This window comes from Kribbella sp. VKM Ac-2571, from assembly GCF_004362255.1.
GTDB classification, from domain to species: domain Bacteria; phylum Actinomycetota; class Actinomycetes; order Propionibacteriales; family Kribbellaceae; genus Kribbella; species Kribbella pratensis.
Genome location: NZ_SNWS01000012.1, coordinates 126,840 through 147,632, shown reverse-complemented (window position 1 = coordinate 147,632; position 20,793 = coordinate 126,840). Strand labels below are relative to the sequence as shown.

The following is a 20,793-nucleotide window of genomic DNA, read 5'->3' as shown; positions in this document are numbered from 1 at the left end:
CCGGCCGGAACGCCGGCCGGTCCCCATCGTTGATGAGGAGTCAACCGTGACTGTCGGCCCCTTCGAGCCGTCGTTCGAATCCCTGACCACGTTCGAGTGCCCGGACTGGTTCCGGGACGCGAAGTTCGGCATCTGGTCGCACTGGGGGCCGCAGTCGGTGCCGCGGTACGGCGACTGGTACGCGCGGCACATGTATCGCCAGGACACCGATCAGTACCGCTACCATCTCCGCACCTACGGGCACCCGTCGACGGTCGGCTACAAGGACGTCGTACGGCAGTGGAAGGCGGAGCGGTTCGATCCGGACGGCTTGATGGAGCGGTTCGTCGCGGCCGGCGCGCGGTACTTCGTCGCGCAGGCGGTGCACCATGACAACTTCTTCAACTACGAGTCCGGTCTGAATCACTGGAACTCCGTCAAGGTCGGGCCGGGCAAGGACATCGTCGGACTGTGGAAGGCGGCCGCCGACGAGCGCGGAATCCCGTTCGGGATCACCGAGCACCTCGGCGCCGCCTTCAGCTGGATGGCGGTCAACAAGGGCAGCGACAAGCACGGTCCGTTCGCGGGGGTTCCGTACGACGGAGCGGATCCGGCCAACCGCGATTTCTACCTCGACAACAGCCGGTACCTGTCCGACGTCGAGGTCCCGGATCCGTGGTACTGCGACGATCCGCGGTGGCATCGCTACTGGCTCGACGCGGTGACCGAGATGATCGACCGCTACCAGCCCGACCTGCTGTACTCCGACGGGCCGCTGCCGTTCGGCGAGGTCGGTTACACGCCCGGTCTCGAGGCGGTCTCCCGGCTGTACAACACGAGCGCGCGACTCCATGGGACGAACCGCGCCGTCTACCAGCAGAAGGATCGCCGGCCCGAGATCAGCGCCGTCGGCGTGATGGACATCGAGCGGAGTCAGACCGCGGCCATCCATCCGTTGCCGTGGCAGACCGACACCTCGGTCGGTGACTGGTTCTACAACATCCGCGACGTGTACAAGACCGCCGGCCACGTGATCGAAATGCTGGTCGACATCGTGTCGAAGAACGGCAACCTCCTGCTGAACGTGCCGCAACTGCCCGACGGCACTGTCGACCTGGAGTGTTCGCAACTGCTCGACGACCTCGGTTCCTGGACGCAGATCTGTGGCGAAGGCATCTACGGCACCAGACCGTTCCGGGTGTTCGGCGAGGGGCCGGCGAGCGTGGTCATCGACGGGTTCACCGAAGACCGCGTGAACTGGACGAGCTCGGATTTCCGCTTCACCCGCCGGGACAACACCGTCTACGCGTTCCAAATGGCGTGGCCGGCCGACGGCCGCGCGGTGATCCGCAGCTTCGCAGGGCACGAGTCCGTCGCCGCGGTCCGCCTGCTCGGCCACGGCCCCGTCCCCTTCGAGCAGGCCCACGGCATCCTGGTCGTCCGGCTCCCTGAAACACGTCCGGTCGACGTCGCCCATTGCCTCGCCGTCGACGTACACGCCGAGTGACCCAGATGCGTATCGCGGGATATCGCACGCTCACCACGGTGCACGACTGGGGCAGGCCGATCGGTGACGCCAATGGGGCGGTCGGGTCGGGTAAGACGTCGGTGCCGATCGTCGTACTGACCACCGATGTCGGTCTCGAAGGGATCGGTCTCGGCTCGCAAGAGGACATCGACACGCTCTTTCCCGCTCTGGACGGCCAGGACCCGCGCGCGGTCGTCGCGCTCTACGACCGGATGCTCGCGCGGGTGTTCAAGCGCGGGCACGCGGGTTCCGTCTTCGGTGCCATCGGGGCGCTCGACATGGCGCTGTGGGACCTGAAGGCGAAGGCGGTCGAGCAGCCGTTGTGGCGGCTCCTCGGCGCCCGCGATCACGTCGTACCGGCGTACGCCTCCGGCCTCGACGGACCGCTGGCCGACGACGAACTGATCAGGCTGCACAAGCAGTTCGCGGAGCGTGGTTTGCAGGCGGCGAAGCTCAAGGGCGGGCTCGACGTGGCCGCGGACCTGCGTCGGCTCGACGTGCTGAGCGAGCTGTACCGGGACGAAACCGGGCAGGCGCCCGCGCTGATGCTCGACGCGAACGAGACCTGGTCGCGCAAAGAGGCGGTCCGGCACATCCGGCGGATCGAGGAGCATGTCGACCTGGCCTGGGTCGAGGAGCCGGTACGGCGCTGGGACGTCGACGGGCTCGGGATGGTCACGCGTTCGGTGCAGGCCGCGGTGGCGACCGGTGAGAACCTCACGGGACTCGAACAGTTCCGCCCGCTGCTGGCGGCCAACGCCGTGGATATCGTCCAGACCGGCAGCGTCTGGGGGATCACGCACTTCCTCCGGGTCTCCGCGCTGGCGCACGCGTTCGACCTGCCGATCAGTCCGGTGGGGTACGACGGCAATCCGCTCGGTCACGCGGCTGCCGTTGTACCGAACCATCTGTCGATCGAGATCCAGGATCTCGGGATGCCGATCGGGATCAGCGCGGATCAGGAGGTCGCCGACGGTCATCTCGTGCTCGGCGAGTCACCCGGACTCGGCTACACCCTGGACGAGGGCGCCGTCGCGCGGCTCGGTGAGGCGGGGAGCTGGGACGACGACACGGGACCGCACGTCCGCCCGGATCGCGCCGGCCGCCGTTTGGTGAGCAAGCCTCGGATCACGCGGTCGTAGGGGCCGGGGTCAGGTTGCGGCGGATCCAGTTCTCGATGCCGGCGACGTGCGACAGCGACAGCGCGGCGGCGACGCTGGGCTGGCGGTCGCCGATCGCGAGGGCGATGGCGCGGTGCTCGCGCTTCGTCTGCTCGAAGGCGTCCTCCTGGGTGACCGCTCGCCAGGTCCGGGCTTGGTGGGTGCGTCCGGCGACGCTGTCGACCAGCGAGCACAACACCGGATTGCCTGCTGCCGTGGCGATGCGGTGGTGGAACTCCAGGTCGTTCGCCACCATGTCGCCGACCGGGCTGTCGATGTCCACGGCCTCGGTCAGCGCGAGCAGTGCGGCCACGTCGTCGGCGCTCATCAGGAGCGCGGCCTTCTCGGCGGCCATCGGCTCGAGAGCACGGCGTACCTCGAACAGGTCGAGGATGCCGGAGTCCTGATGGAAGTCGATGATGAAGCTCATCGTCTCGAGGAGGAGGTCCGGCGTCAGGCTCGTGACATAGGTGCCGTCACCCCGGCGTACGTCGAGGATCCGCAGCATCGACAGCACACTGACCGCCTCGCGCAGCGGGCTCCGCGAGATGCCGAGCTGGTCGGCGAGATCCGCCTCGCGGGGCAGTTTGTCGCCCGGCTTGAGGCGGCCGTCGAGAATCATCGTCTTGATCTTCTCGATCGCGACATCGGTCAGCGCCATCCGGCTCCCTTCTCAGTCCTTCGGGCGTAGGCGCAGCGTAGCCATGCCGCCGTCGACTGCGAGCGCCGTACCCGCCGTCGAGCCGGAGGAAGGTCCGGCCAGGTAGACGACGGCGAGCGCGACCTCCTCGGCGGAGACCAGTCGCCCGTGCGGCTGACGCGCGTCGAGGGCGGCCCGCTCGGCGACGGGATCGGGCGCCGCGTCGAGGAGGCGCTGCACCCAGGGAGTTGCCGCCGTACCGGGATTGACGCAGTTGACCCGGATACCTTCGCGGAGATGGTCGGCGGCCATCGCCAGCGTCAGCGACTGCACCGCGCCTTTCGTGGTGGAGTAGAGCGCTCGCTGGGGGATGCCGGTGGTCGCGGCGACCGAGGCGACGTTGACGATCGCTGCGGCCGGAGACTGACGCAGGTACGCGAGAGCGGCCCGGCTGACCCGGACCGCGCCCATCACGTTGACGTCGAAGACCCGGTGCCACTGGTCGTCCGGGTTGTCCTCGATCGTGCCCTGTGCGCCGATGCCCGCGTTGTTGACCACCACGTCGATCCGCCCGAACGTGTCGGCGACCTGCTGAACCGCCGTACGCACGCTCGCGTCATCCGTCACGTCGGCCTTGATACCGAGCACGCCCTGCGGGACACCGGCGGGTTCGAGGTCGAATGCCGCGACGCGTGCACCCCGTGCGGTGAGTTCGCGGGCGACGGCCGCGCCGATACCCGACCCGCCTCCGGTGACGATCGCGACCAGGCCGTCGAACTCGAGGCTCATTCGGCGGCCTCGAACGCGACGTACTCCTGACGCTGCCGGCCCAGACCGTCGATCTCGACCTCGACGACGTCGCCGGGCCGCAGGTACGGGAACCGGCCCGACAGCGCCACGCCCTCCGGCGTTCCTGTCATGATCAGATCGCCCGGGTCGAGCACCATGTACTGGCTCAGGTGGTGGATGACTGTCGCGACGTCGAAGATCTGGTCGGCGGTGCTGGAGTCCTGCCGCGGCTCGCCGTTGACGAAGCTGCGCAGAGTGAGCTTCTGGTGTTCGATCTCGTCGGGGGTGACCAGCCAGGGACCGATCGGGCTGAAGCCGGCCGCGATCTTGCCCTTGCTCCACTGGCCGCCGGACTGCTCGATCTGGAAGGCACGCTCGGACAGATCGTTGGCCACCACGAAACCGGCCACGTGCTCCAGGCTGTCCGCGGGGGAGTCGAGGTACGACGCGCGCTTGCCGATCACCACTCCGAGCTCGACCTCCCAGTCCGTTTTCGTGCTGCCCTTGGGGATCGTGACGGGGTCGTTCGGGCCGGCCAGCGTGTTCGGCGCCTTGAAGAAGATGACCGGCGACGTCGGCGGCTCGGCGCCCGACTCGGCGGCGTGCGCGGCGTAGTTCATGCCGATGCAGACGATGGCGCCCGGGCGGGCGATCGGTGCACCGATCCGCAGGTCGTCGGAGTTCTCGACGAGCGGCAGTTCATCGGCGGCCAGTGCGGCCGCGACGCGGGCCGGACCGTCGGACTCCCAGAACCCGGCGTCGAGATCCGCGGTGAGTCCGGCGAGGCTGCGGACACCGTCCTCGGTGACGACGACCGGCGCTTCCGCACCGACAGGACCCAAGCGGGCGAACTTCATCGCACTACCTCCAGATCGTATCTTTCACCGCGTCTGAGTGGCTTGTGGCGGCTTCGGTCCACATTGACAGGCGAAACATATGATGTCTAGCGTGCTGTCCACAGTTCAGAACGCCGACGTGATCCTTCGGCGCACGTAGTCTCACCGTCGGTCGCAGCGGTACAGCGTGTCAGGGCTGCCGCCGAGGATGGGCGGACGAGCGGCGGTCGCTGATGGTGGCTTACTGCCGTAGGCCTCGGGGGCGACCACGGTGCAGTGTTGCTCGATCCAGGCTTGGCGCTTCTGCTGAGTGGCTGCTCGAGGGCCTTTCGCCGGCGTCGGTTGCGACTGCTGGCTGGGTGCGGCGCTGAGGATGTAGCGGAGGGTGCCGTCGTTCACCCAGGCCTGGAGCTGGTCCGTGGAGGGTACGTCGTCCTGGCCGCCGAACCCGCCCATGCCGATGACCGTGGCGTCGGTCTCCATGATGAAGGGCGCTACGGCGCCGGATGCGCCGTTGACGGCGAGCGCGATATCGGCGCCGTCGCCGTTGCGCTCGGCGTACTCGAGAATCCGCCGCTGCTCATCGGTCAGCTTCGTCTCCCCAGACCCTCCACCGACAATCACCATCTGCGGCTCGCCAGATCCACCCTTCGCTTGCGGCCCAGGGCCGGATTGGCGCACTGGCGCGGGACCGGCGGGTGGGGTGGTGGGCATGCCACCGGCCAGTGCCGGTCCGGCGGCTGGAGTGTTGCCGTTGGGGTTGACCGTGGCGGCGGCGACCGACCAGACGCCTGGGGTGAGAAGGAGCGCAGCGACGGCGACGGCCAGCGCAGGGCGGCCGACGGCGGTGCGTCGTACAGGCGAGAGCCGGCCGACGATCAGGCCGACGATCGCGGCAGCTGAGCTGACGGCAACGGCCCAGCGGCACCAGCCGTACCAACTGGTGTCGCGGGAAACCAGCACGAACGCCCAAGCCGCGGTGATCGCGATCCCGATCGGCAGCAGCGCCCACGCCGCCGACTCTCGATACCAGCGCCACAACACCGTCACGCCGGCCGCGCAGATCGCGGCGACCGCCGGCGCCATCGCAGTCGTGTAGTACGGATGCATGATCCCCTTGGCGAAGCTGAAGACAAGCGCGGTGATCACCAGCCACCCACCCCACAAGAACCAGCCCGCCCGCCCAGCCGGATCCCTGGCGACCTTCCCGCGGAACGCCCGTACACCGGCCGCAGACACGACGACCAGCACGAACAACGCCAACGGCAGCAGCCACGAGATCTGCCCGCCGACCAACTCGTTGAACATCCGGAACAGGCCGGGTTCCCCACCGAACGACCCGGTCCTCGTCCCACCGTTCGGCGAACTGATCACCATCCCGCCGCCCTGATCCCCGCCGAAGATCCGCCCGAAGCCGTTGTATCCGACAATGAGATCCCACGCGGAGCCGTCGGCACTACCGCCGACGTACGGCTTGCTGCCCGGCCACCAGTCGTGCAGCGCGACCCACCAGAACGACGACACCACCAGCACACCGCCCGCACCGAGCAGGTCGACGATGCGCCGCTTCATCGGCCCCGTGGCGCCGACCAGGAACGCGAGGGCGATGGCCGGTACGACGATCCACGCCTGCAGCATCTTCGTCAGGAATCCGCAGCCGACGAAGAACGCGCACCACAGCAACCACGTCGTACGACGGCGCGCCGAAGCCGCTTGCACCGAGCGCGTGACGGCGTACGCCGCAGCGACCAGGAGCAGAACCAGCAACGTGTCCGGGTTGTTGTCGCGATTGATGACAACCGTGACCGGAGTGATCGCGAAGATCAGCGCGGCGAGCAACGCGACGTTCTCACCGGCCCACAAACGCACCGTGCGATGCAGCAGGAAGACGGCCGCGACACCTTCGATCACCTGCGGCAGCAGCAGCGACCAGCCGTGGAACCCGAAGATCAGGACGCAGATCACCTGCGGCCACAGGGCCATCGGCGGTTTGTCGACGGTGATCACGCCGTACGGATCGAACGATCCGAACAGGAAGTTGGACAAGCTCTCGGTCATCGACCTGACCGCGGCCGAGTAGTACGTGTTGCCCAGTTGCCCGCCGCCGATCTCCCAGAGGTAGAGCAACCCGGCGAGCAGGCAGATCGCCACCAGTGCCCAGCTCCGCCACCGGTTCCTTGCCGCCAGCAACGCCGTCATCGTTCGTCCTTTCCTGGCTGGAAGATCCAGCCCCGAAGTAACAGAAATCTCCCGACCGTGCCCAGCCCCGACGAAACGAGCAATACGGTCAGCTCCAGCAGTCGGGAGGGATCGGAAGTGCACGCGTGCAGGAGCAGCAGGGCACCGGAGGTGAAGAGGTAGTAGAGGGCGAACACGACCAGGCCTTGGCCGTGGACGCGGATCCGGCCGTTCGAGGTTTGTGGACCGGCGAAGGTGAATCGCCGATTGGCTTCGGTGTTCAGCAGTGTGGTGATCACCAGTGCGCCGAGGTTCGCGGCCAGCAGCGGCCACCAGTGCCGCAGCAGCGCGTAGAGCGCGAGGTTGGCCACAGTCGAGAGCCCGCCGACGACTGCGAACGACACGAGCTGCCACGCCAGGCCGCCTTCGGGTCGCCCGAGTACGGCGTCCGGGTGTGCGGCCTGCGGCTCTGGGCGGCGGGGAAGACCCGGCACACGTGCCTGCCCGGACGCCTTGGCGCGCGCCATCCGGAGCAACCCTCGTACGTCGTCCCACGCGGTGCCGATCACGTCCACCCGGCTGTCGGTGTCCTCGACCCAATCCACCGGCACCTCGTGGACCCGCAAACCGTTGTGCTCGGCAAGCAACAGCAACTCGGTGTCGAAGAACCACGAATCGTCCTGGACATGTCCGAGCAAGGGCCGGACGACATCGGTGCGGGCCGCTTTGAATCCGCACTGCGCATCGGAGAACCGGGAGCCGTGCATCAGCCGGACCAGCCCGTTGTACGCACGCGAGACGAACTCCCGCTTCGGCCCGCGCACCGTGCGCGCACCTGGTGCCAACCGGGAGCCGATGGACAGATCCGAGTGCCCGTTGACGAGCGGTGCCACCAACGGCAGCAGCGCATCGAGCCCGGTGGACAGATCCACGTCCATGTAGACGACGACGTCCGCATCGCTCGCACCCCACGCCTCGCGCAAGGCCAGTCCTCGACCCTTGCGCTCCAGATGCACCACCCGGACCCGCTCGTGGTCGGCCGCCAGCGACCGTGCGACGTCCAGCGTTCCGTCGGTACTGGCGTTGTCCACCACGGTGATCATGGACCGGAAAGGAAAGCTCGCCGTCAGGAACTCGTCCAGCACCCGCAAACACCCGGGCAGCGCTCGCTCCTCGTTGAAAACGGGCACCACGACGTCGACGGTCGCGGTCTTCGCCGGAGCCGCCGGCTCGGTTCCCGTGCTCATGGTGAAAGGTCTACAGATGGCGGCCGATGGGGGACCGATGGTTGTTCCATAACAAATCCATAGGTCCCGGCTGCGATGATGTGCTGGTGCGGATTCTGTTGGTCGAGGACGAGCAACCGTTGGCGAAGTACGTCGCGACCGGGCTACGCAAACACGGCTACGCGGTCGATATCGCGTTCGACGGCCGGACCGCACTCGACAAGTGCGAAGTCACGCCGTACGACGTCGTCGTCCTGGACCGGGATCTCCCGGTGCTGCACGGGGACGCGGTGTGCCGGCAGCTCGCCGAGACAGGTACCTCCCGGATCCTGATGCTCACCGCGTCCGGCGCCGTCGAGGACCGGGTCGACGGCCTGGCGTTGGGCGCCGATGACTACCTGGGCAAGCCGTTCGCGTTCTCCGAGCTGATCGCCCGCGTCGGGGCACTTTCCCGGCGCAGTACGCCCGCCCGGCCGCCGATCCTGCGAGCCGGTGACGTGTCGCTCGACCCAGCCCGGCGTACGGCGGAACGCGCCGGCCGGCCGCTCTACCTGACGCCCAAGGAATTCGGGGTGCTGGAGCAACTATTGGCCGCCGACGGCGATGTGGTGAGCGCGGAGACGCTGCTGGACAAGGTCTGGGACGAACACGCCGACCCGTTCACCAACGCCGTCCGGATCGCCATCGGCACACTGCGCCGCAAGCTCGGCGATCCACCGCTGATCGAGACCGTGCCCAGCGCCGGCTACCGGATCATCGCATGCGCGTCCACCTGACCGCCCGGGCCCGGCTGACGGTCCTGTACACCGGGATGGTCCTTGCCGCCGGCATCGTTCTCACCGCGCTGACCTACGTGCTGATGCACCGGGCGCTGGGCAAGCGGCTCGCGGTCGTGATCATCGGCGACGCGAACCCCGGCCCACTTCCGCCGCTGCCGGACGACTTCGAGCAGGTCGGCAAACAGCTGCAGCACACGACTCTGTCGGAGTTCCTCACCCAGGCCTCGATCGCGCTGACAGTCGTCATCGTTTTGGCCGCCGTACTGGGCTGGCTCGTCGCCGGACGCGTCCTGCGACCGATCCGGAGCATCTCGGCCACGGCACAGCGGCTGTCGCTGGAGAACCTCTCCGAACGAGTGCCGGTCACCACGCCCGCCGACGAACTCACCACCCTGGCCGACACCATCAACGGGATGCTCGACCGCATCCAGCAAGGCATCGCCGAGTGCGACCTGGTGCTGCACAGCCAGCGCATGTTCACTGCGAACGCGGCGCACGAGCTCCGTACGCCGCTGACCACCATGCGCACCGCCATCGACGTCACGCTCGACGGCCGACCCGACACCGATGAGCTGCTCACCATGACGCGTGACATCAAAGCCGCGGTGGAGCACAGTCAGCGCACTCTCGACGGCCTGCTCGAACTGGCCCGCAGCCAGGCCGGCTCCGGCCCGCGGCATCTGGTCGACCTGGGCGACGTCGTGACGACCATCCTCGACACGGCGGCGACCCGCGACCTCGAGGTGCGCACCGAGCTGCTGCCCGCACCGATCACCGGCGTACCGGTCCTGATCGAACGCATGGTCGGCAACCTGGTAGACAATGCGATCGCCTACAACCATCCAGGCGGCCGGATCGACATCACCACCGGCCGAGAGAACGGCCAAGCGGTACTGCGCATCGGCAACACTGGAGCCGTGGTCACCCCGGAGCAGGCGCACCGACTGCTCGAGCCCTTCGTCCGTGGCGATGGTGCCCGTCTGCACACCGAGGCGGGCGCCGGCCTCGGTTTGTCCATCGTGCACGCAATCGTCACCGCCCACGACGGCGACATCTCCACCACCGCCCGTCCGACCGGCGGCCTGGACATCACGATCCGCTTCCCGCGGAACGCTCAGCTCAGTCCAGCAGAGCACCGAATCTCTGCTCGACTGCCGTGAGGGTCTGCTCGACTGTCTGACCATCGACCACGATGACGCGCGCGTCGGTTCCTTCGAGCTGACCTCTGACCAGCTCCCACCCCCAGACCAGCCCGCTGTGATCGCCGCCTGGATTCCTGCCTTCCAGCCGTGCGAGCTGTTCGTCCTTGGAAGGCATCAGCCACACCGCGTTCTCGGCAACCCCAGCCATCGCGGGAGTGACAAAGGCGCCCTCGACAACAACCGACACAGGCAGGGCCTGAACGTCCTCGACAATCATCGGTCGACGATCGAAGTCTCCCGGCCCGCTCCCCAACACATGAAGCCCTGCCGCAGCCGCCCGCTTCTCATGATCGGAGGCATGCGCATCCACGCTGTACCAAACAAATCCGTACTTCCGCGCCAGCAACCGACTGACCGTCGTCTTACCTGCCCCGGCAGGCCCACCCACCCAAAAGATCATATAAACCAAGTCTATCCACGGTGTCCTGGTCAGCCGTCGGTTGTGGTTGCGGTGATCTAATGGGTGGGACGACCCTGGAGGTTTCCTTGAAGCTCGGACTGCACTACTGGAACTACTCCACGCCCACCGACCCGACCCGGATCGCGCCCACGCTGGCCGAGACGGCGCGCATCGTCGACGAGGCGGGCTTCCACCGGTTCACCGTCATGGACCACTACTTCCAGATGGAGCACCGCGGCACGGCCGACGAGCCGATGCTGGAGGGCTACACGACGCTCGGGTATGTCGCGGCCCGGACCGAGCGGGTTCAGCTGGGTCTGCTGGTCACCGGTGTGATGTATCGCTATCCGGGCCTGCTGGCGAAGATCGTGACCACGCTCGACGTTCTGTCCGGCGGCCGCGCCTTCCTCGGGATCGGCGCCTCTTGGTACGAGCGTGAGCAGCACGCGCTCGGCGTACCGGTGGTGTCGATGAGCGAGCGCTTCGAGCGGCTGGAAGAGAGTCTCCAGATCTGCCGGCAGATGTGGAGCGACGAGAACGGGCCGTTCGAGGGACGCCACTACCAACTGGCGGAGACGTTGTGTGTGCCGGCGCCGCTGTCGTCGCCGTACCCGCCGATCATGGTCGGTGGCGGCGGTGAGAAGAAGACACTTCTTCTGGTCGCGCGGTACGCCGACGCGTGCAACCTGTTCGCCGTGAGTCCCGAGGACGTCGCCCGCAAACTCGACATCCTCCGCGCGCACTGCGACGCCGAGGGCCGCGACTACGACGCCATCACCAAGACCGCCGTCTACACCGACAACGTCCTCGACGACCCCGAGGCAGTCGTCGCAGCCGCCGCGCGGTACGCCGAACTCGGCATCACCGAGCTCCAGTTCATGCCCGATCGCGACCCTGTCGAATTCGCCACCCGCCTCGTCACGGAGATCACTCCCCGCCTCGCCTAGCCGGCCGGGGCGGTCAGCTGTACGGTCTGGCCGGTCCTGATGGAGTCTTCGATCGCGCAGATGATCTGGGTGACGAGTACGCCGTGGTCGATGCCCGGTCCGAGGTCGCCGCCGTCGACGAGTCCGGCCGCGAAGTCCTGCACCATCCACACGGCAGGGCCGACCTGTGATCGCCCGATGCGGCCGGAGAGCGGCCACACCGACCGGTACTTGTCGCTCACCACTGTGAGGCCCTGATGCGACAGATCCGCGGTCACCGACCCCTCGGTGCCGATCACCTGGAACCGGAAGTCGACAATGCCGTCACCGGCGTCCGGGAGCGTCCACGCCGATGAGAGCGTCGCCGTCGATCCGTCGTCGAAGGTGACCAGAGCATGTACGACGTCCCACGTATCGACGCCGCGCTTCGCCAGGACACCACGAGATCCGACCGCGCTGACCGACACGGCCCTCCGGTCCGTAAGCCACAGAACAAGGTCGACGGTGTGGGGCATCAGGAACCACGCCGGTGATGACTCTGCAGCCCACGACAGCATCGTGGTCGGCACGAAGAAGGAGTTGCTCAGGCTGGCTGATGCCGTGACCGGTTCCCCAACGCTCGCCATCGCGGCCTTGGCTTGCACCACATGAGGATTCCAGCGGTTCTCGAACCCTACGAGGCATCGAACGCCCGAACGGTGGATCGCGGCGGCAATGGCGCGGGCATCGTCCAGGGTGGTGGCGACCGGCTTCTCGATCAGCAGGTGCTTACCGGCTTCGGCCAGGTCGACGGCGACCTGGCGGTGGGCGAAGTCGGGTGTCGCCACGATCACGGCGTCCGGATCGAATGCCTCGAGCAACTCGGCATGTGACCCGGTGACCGGTAGACCCGTCGTGACCCTGGCTTCCTCGGCCACCTTGGCCGAGGGCTCCGCGAGCGCGACGACAGAGACGTCCGGTTGTCCGTCGAGAGCCTCGGCGAACAGCCTCCCGCGCAGCCCCGCGCCGACAATGCCTATGGTGACCATCAGAACAGTGTGAAGCCGCCGTCGACCTTGACGACAGAGCCGGTCATGAAGCTGGACGCCTCGCTCGCGAGGAAGATCGCCACCGGCCCCAGCTCCGGCGGCAGCCCGTAGCGCTTCATGGCGGCCGGATCGACACACCACTGCTTGAACTCCGGCTGGTCGACCGGCGACATCTCCGTGAGGAAGTACCCCGGCGCCATCGCATTCACGCGGATCCCGTACGGCGCCCACTCGGCCGCGAGCGCCTTGGTCAGTTGATGGACCGCGGCCTTGGACGACAGGTACGACGCCTGCCAGCGGGGCTGGTTGACGATCTCGGCCGACATCGAACCGACGTTCACGATGGTGCCGCCGCCCCGCTGCGCCATCCGGCGTCCGACCGCACGACTGCAGTACCAGACACCGTCGACGTTGACGGAGAACACCTCGTGCCAGGCTTCGTCGGGCGTCTCGAAGGCCCGGCCGGCGACGCCGATACCGGCGTTGTTGAGCAACACGTCGATCTCGCCGAACTCGGTGCTGACCTGCTCGACCGCACGTTCGACGTCCTCGACGTCGGACACCTCGAGTTGGACGCCGTACGCGCGAATCCCGAGCTCGCGCAGTTCGTCCGCGGCGGCTTCGGCCGCTGCGAGCGTGCGCGCCGTCACCGCCACCGCCGCGCCCGCGTCACCGAGCGCCTCGGCCATCGCCCGTCCAAGCCCCCGGCTGCCACCGGTAACCAGAGCGACCTTGCCCTCGAGGGAGAACTTCTGCATGGCGTTCATGGCGTCCTTTCGCTCGGATGATTCGTCAGCCGGCGTTCCGTGGCTCGAGGATCGCACGTACGGCGGCTTCGTCGCCTTCGATGTCGACGAGTTCGAGAGGAAGGGCGCCCGCTGCCACGCCGAGGATGACGGCGGGGTCGGCGTGCAGTACGGCGTCGAGGCCGCGACCGTCAGGTGGGGTTACCGCGACGCCTGATCGCGTCGTCCGCACCTGGAGGAGTTGATCGTCGACAGCGATCCCGATGGTCGACGACCGACCGGCGGCGCGCCTGCCGGCCAACAGGGCTCGGAGCGCGACGGCCAGCCAGTCGGGGTTGAAGTGGTCGCTGCCTGGACCGCTTGTCATCAGAGGTGTGGACCAGCGGATGAGGCTCTCGATCGGCTCCCGTAGCTCAGCGCCCCAGGGAGTCAGTGCGTACACGACGGCGTTGCCCTGCGCAGCCAGCCGGCGTTCGAGGACGCCGGCGGTCTCGAGGTCGCGCAGGCGCGTGGTGAGCAGGTTCGTGGCCACGCCGGGCAGGCCGTCGAGCAGCTCGCGGTAGCGCGCGGGAGCCAGCAGGAGCTGGCGGACGACGAGCAGGTTCCACCGGTCTCCGACGACATCGAGCGCCCGCGCGAGGCCGCAGTACTGGCCGTAGTTTCGACTCACGAGGCGACTTTACAATATCAAGTGCGTCTGAAAATATGCAGCAGTCCGACGGGAGGAGCCAGAGTTGGGTTACGACGTTCAGCTGGCTCGAACCTGCGCGGCGCTTGGCGAGGTTGTGCCGCGCCTGGTCGCGCTGGTGCGGGGGATCACGGACGCCGACGCCGTCTCGGTCGGCACGTGGACGGTGGGCGATGTCGCGGCACATTTGTCGCATGCCTTTCGCTTCGACCTCGATGCGCTGGCCGGAAGACCGGTTCCGGAAGCTGTCGTCACGACCGCGGGAATGGCCGAGCTCAACGCGAAGCTGCTGGCAGACGACGGGGAACGGGACCCGGAAGCGCTCGCGGATCGCCTCGGCGCGCTTGCCGATGAGTTCGACAGTGCCGCGTCGCGCTCGCGAGCAACCTCTGTCGACTGGTTGCAAGGGGTCGGTCTGCCGCCGTCGGCGGTGGCGGGTCATCTGCTCGAGGAGTGCCTGATGCACGGCCACGACATCGCGAGAGCCACCGGGCGTCCGTGGCCGATCGACCGTCATCACGCGCTGCTCGCGATCGACGGCGGCGTGCTCCCACTGATCGATGCCTTGCCGGCCGCCTTCGTGAAGCAGGGCGGTTTCCAGGGGCGCTTCGAAGTGCGGCTGCGCGGTGGCAGGCCGATGGTGATGGACTTCGATCGTGGCAGGTTGCGGATCGACGCGGCGGGCGACGGCGACGTCGACGCCTACATCTCGACCGACCCGGCGGCTCTCATGCTGTTGTTCATCGGCCGGTACGGCGTCGCCAGGCCGATCCTCGAAGGAGACCTCGCCGCCTGGGGTCGCCGCCCGTGGAAGCTCGCCGGCATGCTCGCCGCGATCTCTCCTCCGTAACCGTCGGAGGGAATGCTCTATCGCACGCTGCGCGGCGCAGCGCGCTAAGTGATGGGAGGAGGGGCCGTGATCGACGCACCACTCGCTTCGATCAGGGATCCGTGGACGGGGTCAGCCGGTGAAGGCTGTCATTCGGATCGAGACGAGTAGGCCGGGTAGGTCGGCGCCGAGTTTGGCGACGTATCGCGTCGGCGGATCGGACGGGAACCAGCGCGTGTATTCCTCGTTCAGGCCGGTGAAGTCGGTGGGGTTTGCGAGCAGCACACCTACCTCGACGACGTCGTCCAGGGTGGCGCCGGCGGCGTGGAGGATCGCCTCGCAGTTCGTCAGTGCCTGCCTTGTCTGAGCTTGGATGGTGGTCTCGACGAGGTTGCCGGTGCTCGGGTCGATACCAGCGGTGCCCGAGACGATCACGTGAGGTCCGGCCTTGACCCCTTGGCTGTAGAGCGGCGAAGCCGGAGCGTTCGCGGTCGTGATGATCTGCCGTGCCATGACGGTCCCTCCCTGTTCTCACAGTCCGTCCGCCAGGTTGGTCGGTCAGCTTGTGTAGCGGTCTATCAGGGTGTTCATGGCTTCGTCGATGCTGGGGTCGATGCGGCGGCGGGCCGGGTCTTCGTCGTACCAGTTGATGATTTCGCGGGCGCCGGATTCGAACGGGATGGTGGCGACGTAGTCCGGGACGACGCGGCGGAGTTTGGTGTTGTCGAAGACGGCTGAGTGGGTCTTGTCGCCGAGGAGACCGGCGCCCCACGCCGGATGTACTGCGGCGATGGCGTCCGACGGGACGTGGACGATCTGCGCGGATGTGCCGGCCGCACTGGCCAGGGTATGAGCGATCTGGTCCCACGTGAGGACGTCGTCGGAGGTGATCTGGAAGGCCTCGCCGAGGGTGCGGGGGTGACCGAGCAACGGAACGAGGCCGCGAGCGAAGTCCCGGTGGTGGGTCAGGGTCCACAAGGAACTGCCGTCGCCGTGGACCACGACGGGCTGACCGCGGCGCATCCGCTCGACGATCGTCCAGCCGCCGTCGAACGGGACGAGGGTCCGGTCGTAGGTGTGCGAGGGCCGCACGATCGTGACCGGATAGCCCTCCTCGCGGTAGAGCGCGGTGAGGAGGTCTTCGCAGGCGATCTTGTCGCGTGAGTACTGCCAGAACGGGTTGCGCAAAGGCGTCGACTCGGTGATCGGCAGCCGGGCCGGTGGTGTCTGGTACGCCGATGCGGAGCTGATGAAGACGTACTGGCCGACCCGTCCTCGCAGCGCGTCGGTGCGAGCGCGCACCTGATCAGGTGTGAACGCCAGCCAGTCGACCACGACATCGAAGTCCTGACCGGCCACATCGGCGAAGGCCGATGCGTCGTCGACATCGGCGGTGAGCACTCGTGCCTCCGGCGGAAGCGGCCGAGTCGAGGTCTTGCCCCGGTTGACGACCGTGAGGTCGAGCCCCGCCTCGACTGCTTGCCACGAGCAAGCCGAACTGATGATTCCCGTCCCGCCGAGAAAGAGCACACGCACGCCAGTCATCCAGACAACTCCTCGAGGTCGTAGCGCGATCATCGCATGAGCAGACCTGACGTCCAGGGAATGGACAGGGCGTGAGACGGGAACCGGGAGGGCGATTCCCGTTCCGCTGTTGGGAGGTCATCATGAGTACGACGCCTGTACCGCCCGTGCCGCCGCTGCCCGATCCGACGGACCCGGACCGCTCCTTCCCGGGCCGGACCGATCCGGACACAGATCCGGACACCACGCCGTACCCGGATCCCGAGCCGAAGCCGGACGAAGACCCCGACGAGCAGCTTCCGAGGCCGGGCGGGACGAGCTAGCCCGCTCCGCCTGCTGACTTCGGGAGGAACCGGGGAGCGATAGCCGAGGCCCTTCCCTCCACCACCTCCCGGAGGCGGTCGAGGGCACCCGTCCACAGAGTGTCGAACTGGGCCAGCAGGCTCTGGCGGATGCCGCCGTGCGTCAGGATCAGGTGCGTTTCGCCGTGCCCCGGGACGACGTCCACCAAGACCGTGCTGGCGGGGTGCGGCGGATCCTCGAACGCTGCCCGGAAGTAGTGCGGGGGTTCGCAGGCCGTCACGATCCCGGTCTGTTCGGCCGGCTGTTCGGCCGGCACCTGTGTCGCGATCACGAACCCGCCGTACTGCGTGTCGCTCAGTACGGTTGGCCCCAGCCAGCTACTGAGATGCTCCGCCCTGGTGATGAGCCTCCACAAGCGGTCCGCATCACAACCGAACGTCCGTACATATCTCAACTGCGGTGCCCGATCGGTACGCGTCGCTCGCGTCTGTGTTGTACGAGCCATACCGGGCCAGTGCCCCTTGACCGCCTTTCGCAATCACCGGTTCTGCCGAGTACAAAGCCGATGCGTTGGGCACCCGATCACCATTCGAATCACCATTCGAAGCCGCACGCGGAAGTGGAGGATCGAGGCGGTGGGTATCGCGTTGGCGCTGGCGTCGGCACTGTGCTTCGGATTGTCGGACTTCGCGGCGGGACTGGCTGCCCGCCGCGTCCGCAGTGCGGTCGTGGTGTTCGTCGGTCAGCTCGTCGGATGCGTGCTGGTCACGACCCTCGCTCTGGTCGTCTCCCATCCCCAGGTCACCGGCGCGGATCTCGGCTGGGGAGCGCTGTCAGGGATTGGCACCGGGCTGGGCGCCGTCTGTCTGTTCCAGGCGATGAGAATTGGCCGGCTGAGCCTCGTCGTACCGCTGAGCGACGTCGCCGGGGTCGCCGTTCCGGTGATCATCGGCGTGTTCTTGCTGGATGATCAGATCGGCTGGACCGCGTGGTGCGGCTTCGCGATCGCCGCCCCCGCGATCTGGCTGATGGCGGGCAGCCACCGGACCCGCGGCGCGCATTCCACCGGCGCCGGGTGGGCGCTTCTGTCCGGGGCAGGCTTCGCGTTGCAGTACGTCGCTCTCGCGCGCGCCGACGCCGACGCGGGCCTGTGGCCACTGGCGCTGAACCGGCTCGTTGCCATGCTCACGGTCGCGCCGCTGGCGGCCCGGCCGGTCCACCTCCGGATGAACCGGCGTACCGCCGCTCTCACCGTTGCGTCGGGCCTTCTGGGCACGTCGGCGATCGCGGCGTTCCTTCTTGCGAGCCGCGAACAGGCGCTGTCCGTGGCGGTCGTGCTGACGTCGCTGTACCCCGCCGTACCCGTGCTCCTGGGCATCACGGTCCTTCGCGAACGCCTGACGCATCCCCAGGTCGTGGGCCTGGCCTGCGCGACAGCCACCGTCGTACTCGTTTCGTTGTAGTAACCGGCACCATGGGGACTGGTGCGGAGTTCGGGATTCGTGGCAAGCTCTGTCTTGGCGACTGTTGGGCAGTCAGCAGCCGGCATGTTTCATTGGGCTGCCCAGGAGGACCCATGGCCGTCAGCGGCGTTGACACAGCATGAGCGAGATCGAGAATGACGCTCTGGAGTTCGGCGCTCACGAGCCGACATCCGAGGGCCGGTTGCGGCTGGCCGAGATGGTTGACGAGACGGCCGACATCTTCGCGCGACTGGCGGTCGAGTTGCACAGCGCCGGTGGTGTCGAGGAAACCGTTGATGCGGTCGTCCAGTTCGCTCTGCAAGCTTTGGCCTGCACCTATTCCGGGGTGGCGCTCCACACCCGGGGCCGGCGGCCGGACATTCCGGCCGTGACGGATCCGGTCGTCGCCGAGATCTTCAACCTGCAGATCGACGACGGGACCGGCCCGTTGATCGAGTCGTTGCGCCACCAGAAGGTGGTACTGGTCCGCGACACCGCAGCGGATGTCCGGTGGCCGATGTGGGCCGCGGAGGTGGCTCGGCTCGGGGTCCGCAGCGTGCTGGATGTGCCCTTGGCCGTCGGCGCCGCCAGTTCCCGGTCGTTCGGCGTGCTCGGGTTGTACTCACCGGAGCCGGACGCCTTCGGTCCGGACGACGAGGCGATCGCCCACATCCTCGCCAGGCACGCGTCGGTCGCGGTCGCCACTGCCCGGCACGAGCAGACGATGACGCAGGCCGTCGACGCGCGGAAGCTGGTCGGCCAGGCGATGGGGATCCTGATGGAACGGTACGGCCTCGACGGCGACCGTGCGTTCGCGATCCTCAAGCGCTATTCCCAGGACACCAACACCAAACTGCGCGACGTCGCCCAGCAACTCATCGAAACCCGCAAGCTGCCCCGCACCTGAAGTTCGGCGCATCTTCGTGCGGCTCGTAGGCCTGGTGAGTGCGCCGAATGAAGTGCGGGGCATCGGGCACAAGGTCCGGTATGCCTGAGCTTCCCGCACCGCGACCTGTGCTGTGGCCGCTCCGGCCGCAGGCGTCGGCCCGCGTCTCGAGGACGGCCGCTGACGGCCAGGTGTGTGTGACCATCGAGCACGCCCCGCTCGCCGGCGTCACGCCGGAGATGCTGGCCTGGTGGTACCGGCACGTGCCCGGCACCATGATGTACGCCGGGACCCGGCAGCCGCGCTACCTCGTCTGGCATCCGCTCGACCACATCTCGTACGAGATCGAGTCGCCGGGTGTCGACGGCGGCGTCAGCTCTGGCGCCCGGCTGCACATCACCGAGGCGCTCGGGCGGAACCCGGACACCCTCATCGACCTCCACGTCGGTGTCGACGAGATCGACGACCGTTCGGCCACGATGGCCAAACGCGTCCTCGGATCGAGCCTCGTCCGCCTCGAGAACGAGTACGTCGCGATCGGCGGCGACACCCGCTACGTCACCCGCCTGGTCCTCGGCGACGAGACTGTCACCGGCCGGCTCCTGCTCAACAAGGTTGCCCGGACAAAGGCGTTCCCGGAGCGCAAACTCGGCCCGTGGATCCGCCACCACATCGAGGAGATCGGCAACCTGGAGAACTTCCTCCCCGACCTCGTCCGCTACCACGCCGGCAACGAGCCGTAACTCACGACCTGAGCCGGACGCGCTGGGTAGCGAAGTACGAGCCGGCGAGGATCAGGACGCAGCCGACCAACTGGAGCGGAGCCGGCCGCTCGCCGAGGATCAGCGCACCAAGAGCGAGGGCGCCGACCGGAGTGAGCATCAGGAGTACGGCGCCGACGTGGCTGGGCAGATGCGGTGATGCCGTGGCGACGAGAAGCCAGCCGAGTACGGTGCCGGCGAGCGCGACAGCGGTGAGCCAGCCGATGACCTTCCACCCCGGAGCGAGATCGACGCCGTGCCACAGCGATCCGGCGGCCAGGGCGACCACACACGCCGCGGCGATCACCACGGAGTAGTTCTGGATCGGCGAGCCTTGCCGGCCGCCTCGCCGGAGGAGGAACAGGAAGACCGAGTAGCAAACGGCCGCCAACGTGGCATGAATGGTGCCTGCCAGCGGTTCGGTCCCGGACGCGCCGCCTCCCGCGACCCCCGAGGTGAGAACGACTCCGGCCAGCAGGACCGGTACCCAGGCCAGATAGCGAGCGGTCACGCCCTCGCGATCCGCGACCCAGGCCAGCAGGGGCACCAGGACGACTTGTACGTTCACCAGCACCGTCGACAGGCCTGCGCCCACCTCGAAGATCGCCTGCGTCCACAGGAGCATGTCTCCTGCGAAAAAGGCGCCGGCCAGCGCGGCGAAGGACACGTCGCGGCCGCGGAGCGGTCCTCCGCGACGCCTCTCGAACCAGGCGAGGACGATGAGCGGCGGAAGTGCCAGCAGACAGCGATAGACACTGGCGGTGCCAGGGCTCGCGCCGGCCAGGTCGATGAGGACCGAGGACACGGATACCAGCAGCGCGCCGACCGCGAGGGTCAGCTGCGCCTGACGATCAGTGACGAATCGGCGCCCACTCATCTCTTCGTCAGTGCCCTCAGCACGCGACATCATGCGTGCTGAGGG

At 67.8% G+C, this 20,793-nt stretch carries 23 protein-coding genes; 10 read left to right on the top strand and 13 right to left on the bottom strand.

Annotated features, from left to right (window positions below):
- Positions 1-46: 46 nt before the first annotated feature.
- Together EV651_RS25660 and EV651_RS25655 are read left to right on the top strand one after the other, a co-directional pair.
- Entirely contained in the window at positions 47-1,486 is a 1,440-nt protein-coding gene (locus tag EV651_RS25660) for an alpha-L-fucosidase (RefSeq protein WP_133787800.1), read from the top strand.
- A 5-nt stretch (positions 1,487-1,491) separates the two neighbouring features.
- Positions 1,492-2,649 (top strand): mandelate racemase/muconate lactonizing enzyme family protein, encoded by a 1,158-nt coding sequence (locus tag EV651_RS25655; RefSeq protein ID WP_133787799.1) that lies wholly within the window; start codon positions 1,492-1,494, stop codon positions 2,647-2,649.
- On the opposite strand, the gene EV651_RS25650 is transcribed toward EV651_RS25655, so the two are convergent.
- From EV651_RS25650 to EV651_RS25630, 5 genes are all read right to left on the bottom strand, one after another.
- Positions 2,636-3,328 (bottom strand): FadR/GntR family transcriptional regulator, encoded by a 693-nt coding sequence (locus EV651_RS25650; RefSeq protein WP_133787798.1) that lies wholly within the window; start codon positions 3,326-3,328, stop codon positions 2,636-2,638. The two genes, EV651_RS25655 and EV651_RS25650, sit on opposite strands and share 14 nt — an antisense overlap.
- Positions 3,329-3,340: 12 nt before the next feature.
- On the bottom strand, positions 3,341-4,096 hold the full coding sequence (locus EV651_RS25645; RefSeq protein ID WP_133787797.1) for an SDR family NAD(P)-dependent oxidoreductase: 756 nt from the start codon (positions 4,094-4,096) through the stop codon (positions 3,341-3,343).
- Positions 4,093-4,953 carry a fumarylacetoacetate hydrolase family protein gene (locus EV651_RS25640; protein WP_133787796.1) on the bottom strand — a complete coding sequence of 287 codons (861 nt, stop codon included), beginning with the start codon at positions 4,951-4,953 and terminating at the stop codon, positions 4,093-4,095. The genes EV651_RS25645 and EV651_RS25640 overlap by 4 nt, the downstream gene beginning before the upstream one ends.
- A 141-nt stretch (positions 4,954-5,094) precedes the next feature.
- Entirely contained in the window at positions 5,095-7,131 is a 2,037-nt protein-coding gene (locus tag EV651_RS25635; protein WP_133787795.1) for a glycosyltransferase family 39 protein, read from the bottom strand.
- The gene (locus tag EV651_RS25630; protein ID WP_133787794.1) at positions 7,128-8,357 is read right to left on the bottom strand and encodes a bifunctional glycosyltransferase family 2/GtrA family protein; all 1,230 of its coding nucleotides are present in this window, start codon (positions 8,355-8,357) and stop codon (positions 7,128-7,130) included. Before EV651_RS25630 ends, EV651_RS25635 begins: the two co-directional genes overlap by 4 nt.
- Positions 8,358-8,443: 86 nt before the next feature.
- Between EV651_RS25630 and EV651_RS25625 the strand changes: the two genes are divergently transcribed.
- Positions 8,444-9,112 (top strand): response regulator transcription factor, encoded by a 669-nt coding sequence (locus EV651_RS25625; RefSeq protein ID WP_133787793.1) that lies wholly within the window; start codon positions 8,444-8,446, stop codon positions 9,110-9,112.
- The gene (locus EV651_RS25620; RefSeq protein ID WP_202870508.1) at positions 9,097-10,275 is read left to right on the top strand and encodes a cell wall metabolism sensor histidine kinase WalK; all 1,179 of its coding nucleotides are present in this window, start codon (positions 9,097-9,099) and stop codon (positions 10,273-10,275) included. The genes EV651_RS25625 and EV651_RS25620 overlap by 16 nt, the downstream gene beginning before the upstream one ends.
- On the opposite strand, the gene EV651_RS25615 is transcribed toward EV651_RS25620, so the two are convergent.
- Positions 10,235-10,717 carry a hypothetical protein gene (locus EV651_RS25615; RefSeq protein WP_133787792.1) on the bottom strand — a complete coding sequence of 161 codons (483 nt, stop codon included), beginning with the start codon at positions 10,715-10,717 and terminating at the stop codon, positions 10,235-10,237. The two genes, EV651_RS25620 and EV651_RS25615, sit on opposite strands and share 41 nt — an antisense overlap.
- Before the next feature lie 59 nt (positions 10,718-10,776).
- Here EV651_RS25615 and EV651_RS25610 point away from each other — a divergent pair, with 59 nt between their 5' ends.
- Positions 10,777-11,664: an LLM class F420-dependent oxidoreductase gene (locus EV651_RS25610; RefSeq protein WP_133787791.1), complete on the top strand. Its 888-nt coding sequence runs from the start codon at positions 10,777-10,779 to the stop codon at positions 11,662-11,664.
- Here EV651_RS25610 and EV651_RS25605 read toward each other — a convergent pair.
- The 3 genes from EV651_RS25605 to EV651_RS25595 are packed head-to-tail and all read right to left on the bottom strand — an operon-like array spanning position 11,661 to position 14,087.
- Positions 11,661-12,671, bottom strand: coding sequence for a Gfo/Idh/MocA family protein (locus EV651_RS25605; RefSeq protein WP_133787790.1), 1,011 nt, complete (start codon positions 12,669-12,671; stop codon positions 11,661-11,663). The genes EV651_RS25610 and EV651_RS25605 overlap by 4 nt on opposite strands.
- On the bottom strand, positions 12,671-13,438 hold the full coding sequence (locus EV651_RS25600; protein WP_133787789.1) for an SDR family NAD(P)-dependent oxidoreductase: 768 nt from the start codon (positions 13,436-13,438) through the stop codon (positions 12,671-12,673). Before EV651_RS25600 ends, EV651_RS25605 begins: the two co-directional genes overlap by 1 nt.
- A gap of 25 nt (positions 13,439-13,463) precedes the next feature.
- On the bottom strand, positions 13,464-14,087 hold the full coding sequence (locus EV651_RS25595) for a helix-turn-helix domain-containing protein (RefSeq protein WP_133787788.1): 624 nt from the start codon (positions 14,085-14,087) through the stop codon (positions 13,464-13,466).
- A gap of 64 nt (positions 14,088-14,151) precedes the next feature.
- Here EV651_RS25595 and EV651_RS25590 point away from each other — a divergent pair, with 64 nt between their 5' ends.
- The gene (locus EV651_RS25590; RefSeq protein ID WP_133787787.1) at positions 14,152-14,955 is read left to right on the top strand and encodes a maleylpyruvate isomerase N-terminal domain-containing protein; all 804 of its coding nucleotides are present in this window, start codon (positions 14,152-14,154) and stop codon (positions 14,953-14,955) included.
- A 111-nt stretch (positions 14,956-15,066) separates the two neighbouring features.
- On the opposite strand, the gene EV651_RS25585 is transcribed toward EV651_RS25590, so the two are convergent.
- Both EV651_RS25585 and EV651_RS25580 read right to left on the bottom strand, forming a co-directional pair.
- Positions 15,067-15,447 (bottom strand): RidA family protein, encoded by a 381-nt coding sequence (locus EV651_RS25585; RefSeq protein ID WP_133787786.1) that lies wholly within the window; start codon positions 15,445-15,447, stop codon positions 15,067-15,069.
- 45 nt (positions 15,448-15,492) lie between these two features.
- Positions 15,493-16,479, bottom strand: coding sequence for an NAD-dependent epimerase/dehydratase family protein (locus EV651_RS25580; protein WP_133787785.1), 987 nt, complete (start codon positions 16,477-16,479; stop codon positions 15,493-15,495).
- Positions 16,480-16,601: 122 nt separating this feature from the next.
- Between EV651_RS25580 and EV651_RS25575 the strand changes: the two genes are divergently transcribed.
- Positions 16,602-16,781 carry a hypothetical protein gene (locus EV651_RS25575; protein ID WP_133787784.1) on the top strand — a complete coding sequence of 60 codons (180 nt, stop codon included), beginning with the start codon at positions 16,602-16,604 and terminating at the stop codon, positions 16,779-16,781.
- On the opposite strand, the gene EV651_RS25570 is transcribed toward EV651_RS25575, so the two are convergent.
- Positions 16,778-17,266, bottom strand: a complete 489-nt coding sequence (locus EV651_RS25570; protein WP_133787783.1) for an SRPBCC domain-containing protein — start codon at positions 17,264-17,266, stop codon at positions 16,778-16,780. The two genes, EV651_RS25575 and EV651_RS25570, sit on opposite strands and share 4 nt — an antisense overlap.
- Before the next feature lie 130 nt (positions 17,267-17,396).
- Here EV651_RS25570 and EV651_RS25565 point away from each other — a divergent pair, with 130 nt between their 5' ends.
- From EV651_RS25565 to EV651_RS25555, 3 genes are all read left to right on the top strand, one after another.
- The gene (locus tag EV651_RS25565) at positions 17,397-18,224 is read left to right on the top strand and encodes a GRP family sugar transporter (RefSeq protein WP_133787782.1); all 828 of its coding nucleotides are present in this window, start codon (positions 17,397-17,399) and stop codon (positions 18,222-18,224) included.
- 217 nt (positions 18,225-18,441) lie between these two features.
- Positions 18,442-19,131: a GAF and ANTAR domain-containing protein gene (locus EV651_RS25560; RefSeq protein WP_133787935.1), complete on the top strand. Its 690-nt coding sequence runs from the start codon at positions 18,442-18,444 to the stop codon at positions 19,129-19,131.
- A gap of 80 nt (positions 19,132-19,211) precedes the next feature.
- Positions 19,212-19,853 carry a DAPG hydrolase family protein gene (locus EV651_RS25555; protein WP_133787781.1) on the top strand — a complete coding sequence of 214 codons (642 nt, stop codon included), beginning with the start codon at positions 19,212-19,214 and terminating at the stop codon, positions 19,851-19,853.
- 1 nt (position 19,854) lies between these two features.
- On the opposite strand, the gene EV651_RS25550 is transcribed toward EV651_RS25555, so the two are convergent.
- On the bottom strand, positions 19,855-20,748 hold the full coding sequence (locus EV651_RS25550; RefSeq protein ID WP_133787780.1) for a DMT family transporter: 894 nt from the start codon (positions 20,746-20,748) through the stop codon (positions 19,855-19,857).
- Positions 20,749-20,793 lie beyond the last annotated feature (45 nt).

Excerpts from the sequence above, each read along its gene's own strand:
- EV651_RS25655 (WP_133787799.1), top strand. The coding sequence starts at position 1,492 with ATGCGTATCGCGGGATATCGCACGCTCACCACGGTGCACGACTGGGGC.
- EV651_RS25650 (WP_133787798.1), bottom strand. The coding sequence starts at position 3,328 with ATGGCGCTGACCGATGTCGCGATCGAGAAGATCAAGACGATGATTCTC.
- EV651_RS25645 (WP_133787797.1), bottom strand. The coding sequence starts at position 4,096 with ATGAGCCTCGAGTTCGACGGCCTGGTCGCGATCGTCACCGGAGGCGGG.
- EV651_RS25640 (WP_133787796.1), bottom strand. The coding sequence starts at position 4,953 with ATGAAGTTCGCCCGCTTGGGTCCTGTCGGTGCGGAAGCGCCGGTCGTC.
- EV651_RS25635 (WP_133787795.1), bottom strand. The coding sequence starts at position 7,131 with ATGACGGCGTTGCTGGCGGCAAGGAACCGGTGGCGGAGCTGGGCACTG.
- EV651_RS25630 (WP_133787794.1), bottom strand. The coding sequence starts at position 8,357 with ATGAGCACGGGAACCGAGCCGGCGGCTCCGGCGAAGACCGCGACCGTC.
- EV651_RS25620 (WP_202870508.1), top strand. The coding sequence starts at position 9,097 with ATGCGCGTCCACCTGACCGCCCGGGCCCGGCTGACGGTCCTGTACACC.
- EV651_RS25615 (WP_133787792.1), bottom strand. The coding sequence starts at position 10,717 with ATGATCTTTTGGGTGGGTGGGCCTGCCGGGGCAGGTAAGACGACGGTC.
- EV651_RS25610 (WP_133787791.1), top strand. The coding sequence starts at position 10,777 with ATGGGTGGGACGACCCTGGAGGTTTCCTTGAAGCTCGGACTGCACTAC.
- EV651_RS25605 (WP_133787790.1), bottom strand. The coding sequence starts at position 12,671 with ATGGTCACCATAGGCATTGTCGGCGCGGGGCTGCGCGGGAGGCTGTTC.
- EV651_RS25600 (WP_133787789.1), bottom strand. The coding sequence starts at position 13,438 with ATGAACGCCATGCAGAAGTTCTCCCTCGAGGGCAAGGTCGCTCTGGTT.
- EV651_RS25585 (WP_133787786.1), bottom strand. The coding sequence starts at position 15,447 with ATGGCACGGCAGATCATCACGACCGCGAACGCTCCGGCTTCGCCGCTC.
- EV651_RS25580 (WP_133787785.1), bottom strand. The coding sequence starts at position 16,479 with ATGACTGGCGTGCGTGTGCTCTTTCTCGGCGGGACGGGAATCATCAGT.
- EV651_RS25575 (WP_133787784.1), top strand. The coding sequence starts at position 16,602 with ATGAGTACGACGCCTGTACCGCCCGTGCCGCCGCTGCCCGATCCGACG.
- EV651_RS25570 (WP_133787783.1), bottom strand. The coding sequence starts at position 17,266 with ATGGCTCGTACAACACAGACGCGAGCGACGCGTACCGATCGGGCACCG.
- EV651_RS25560 (WP_133787935.1), top strand. The coding sequence starts at position 18,442 with ATGGTTGACGAGACGGCCGACATCTTCGCGCGACTGGCGGTCGAGTTG.
- EV651_RS25555 (WP_133787781.1), top strand. The coding sequence starts at position 19,212 with ATGCCTGAGCTTCCCGCACCGCGACCTGTGCTGTGGCCGCTCCGGCCG.
- EV651_RS25550 (WP_133787780.1), bottom strand. The coding sequence starts at position 20,748 with ATGAGTGGGCGCCGATTCGTCACTGATCGTCAGGCGCAGCTGACCCTC.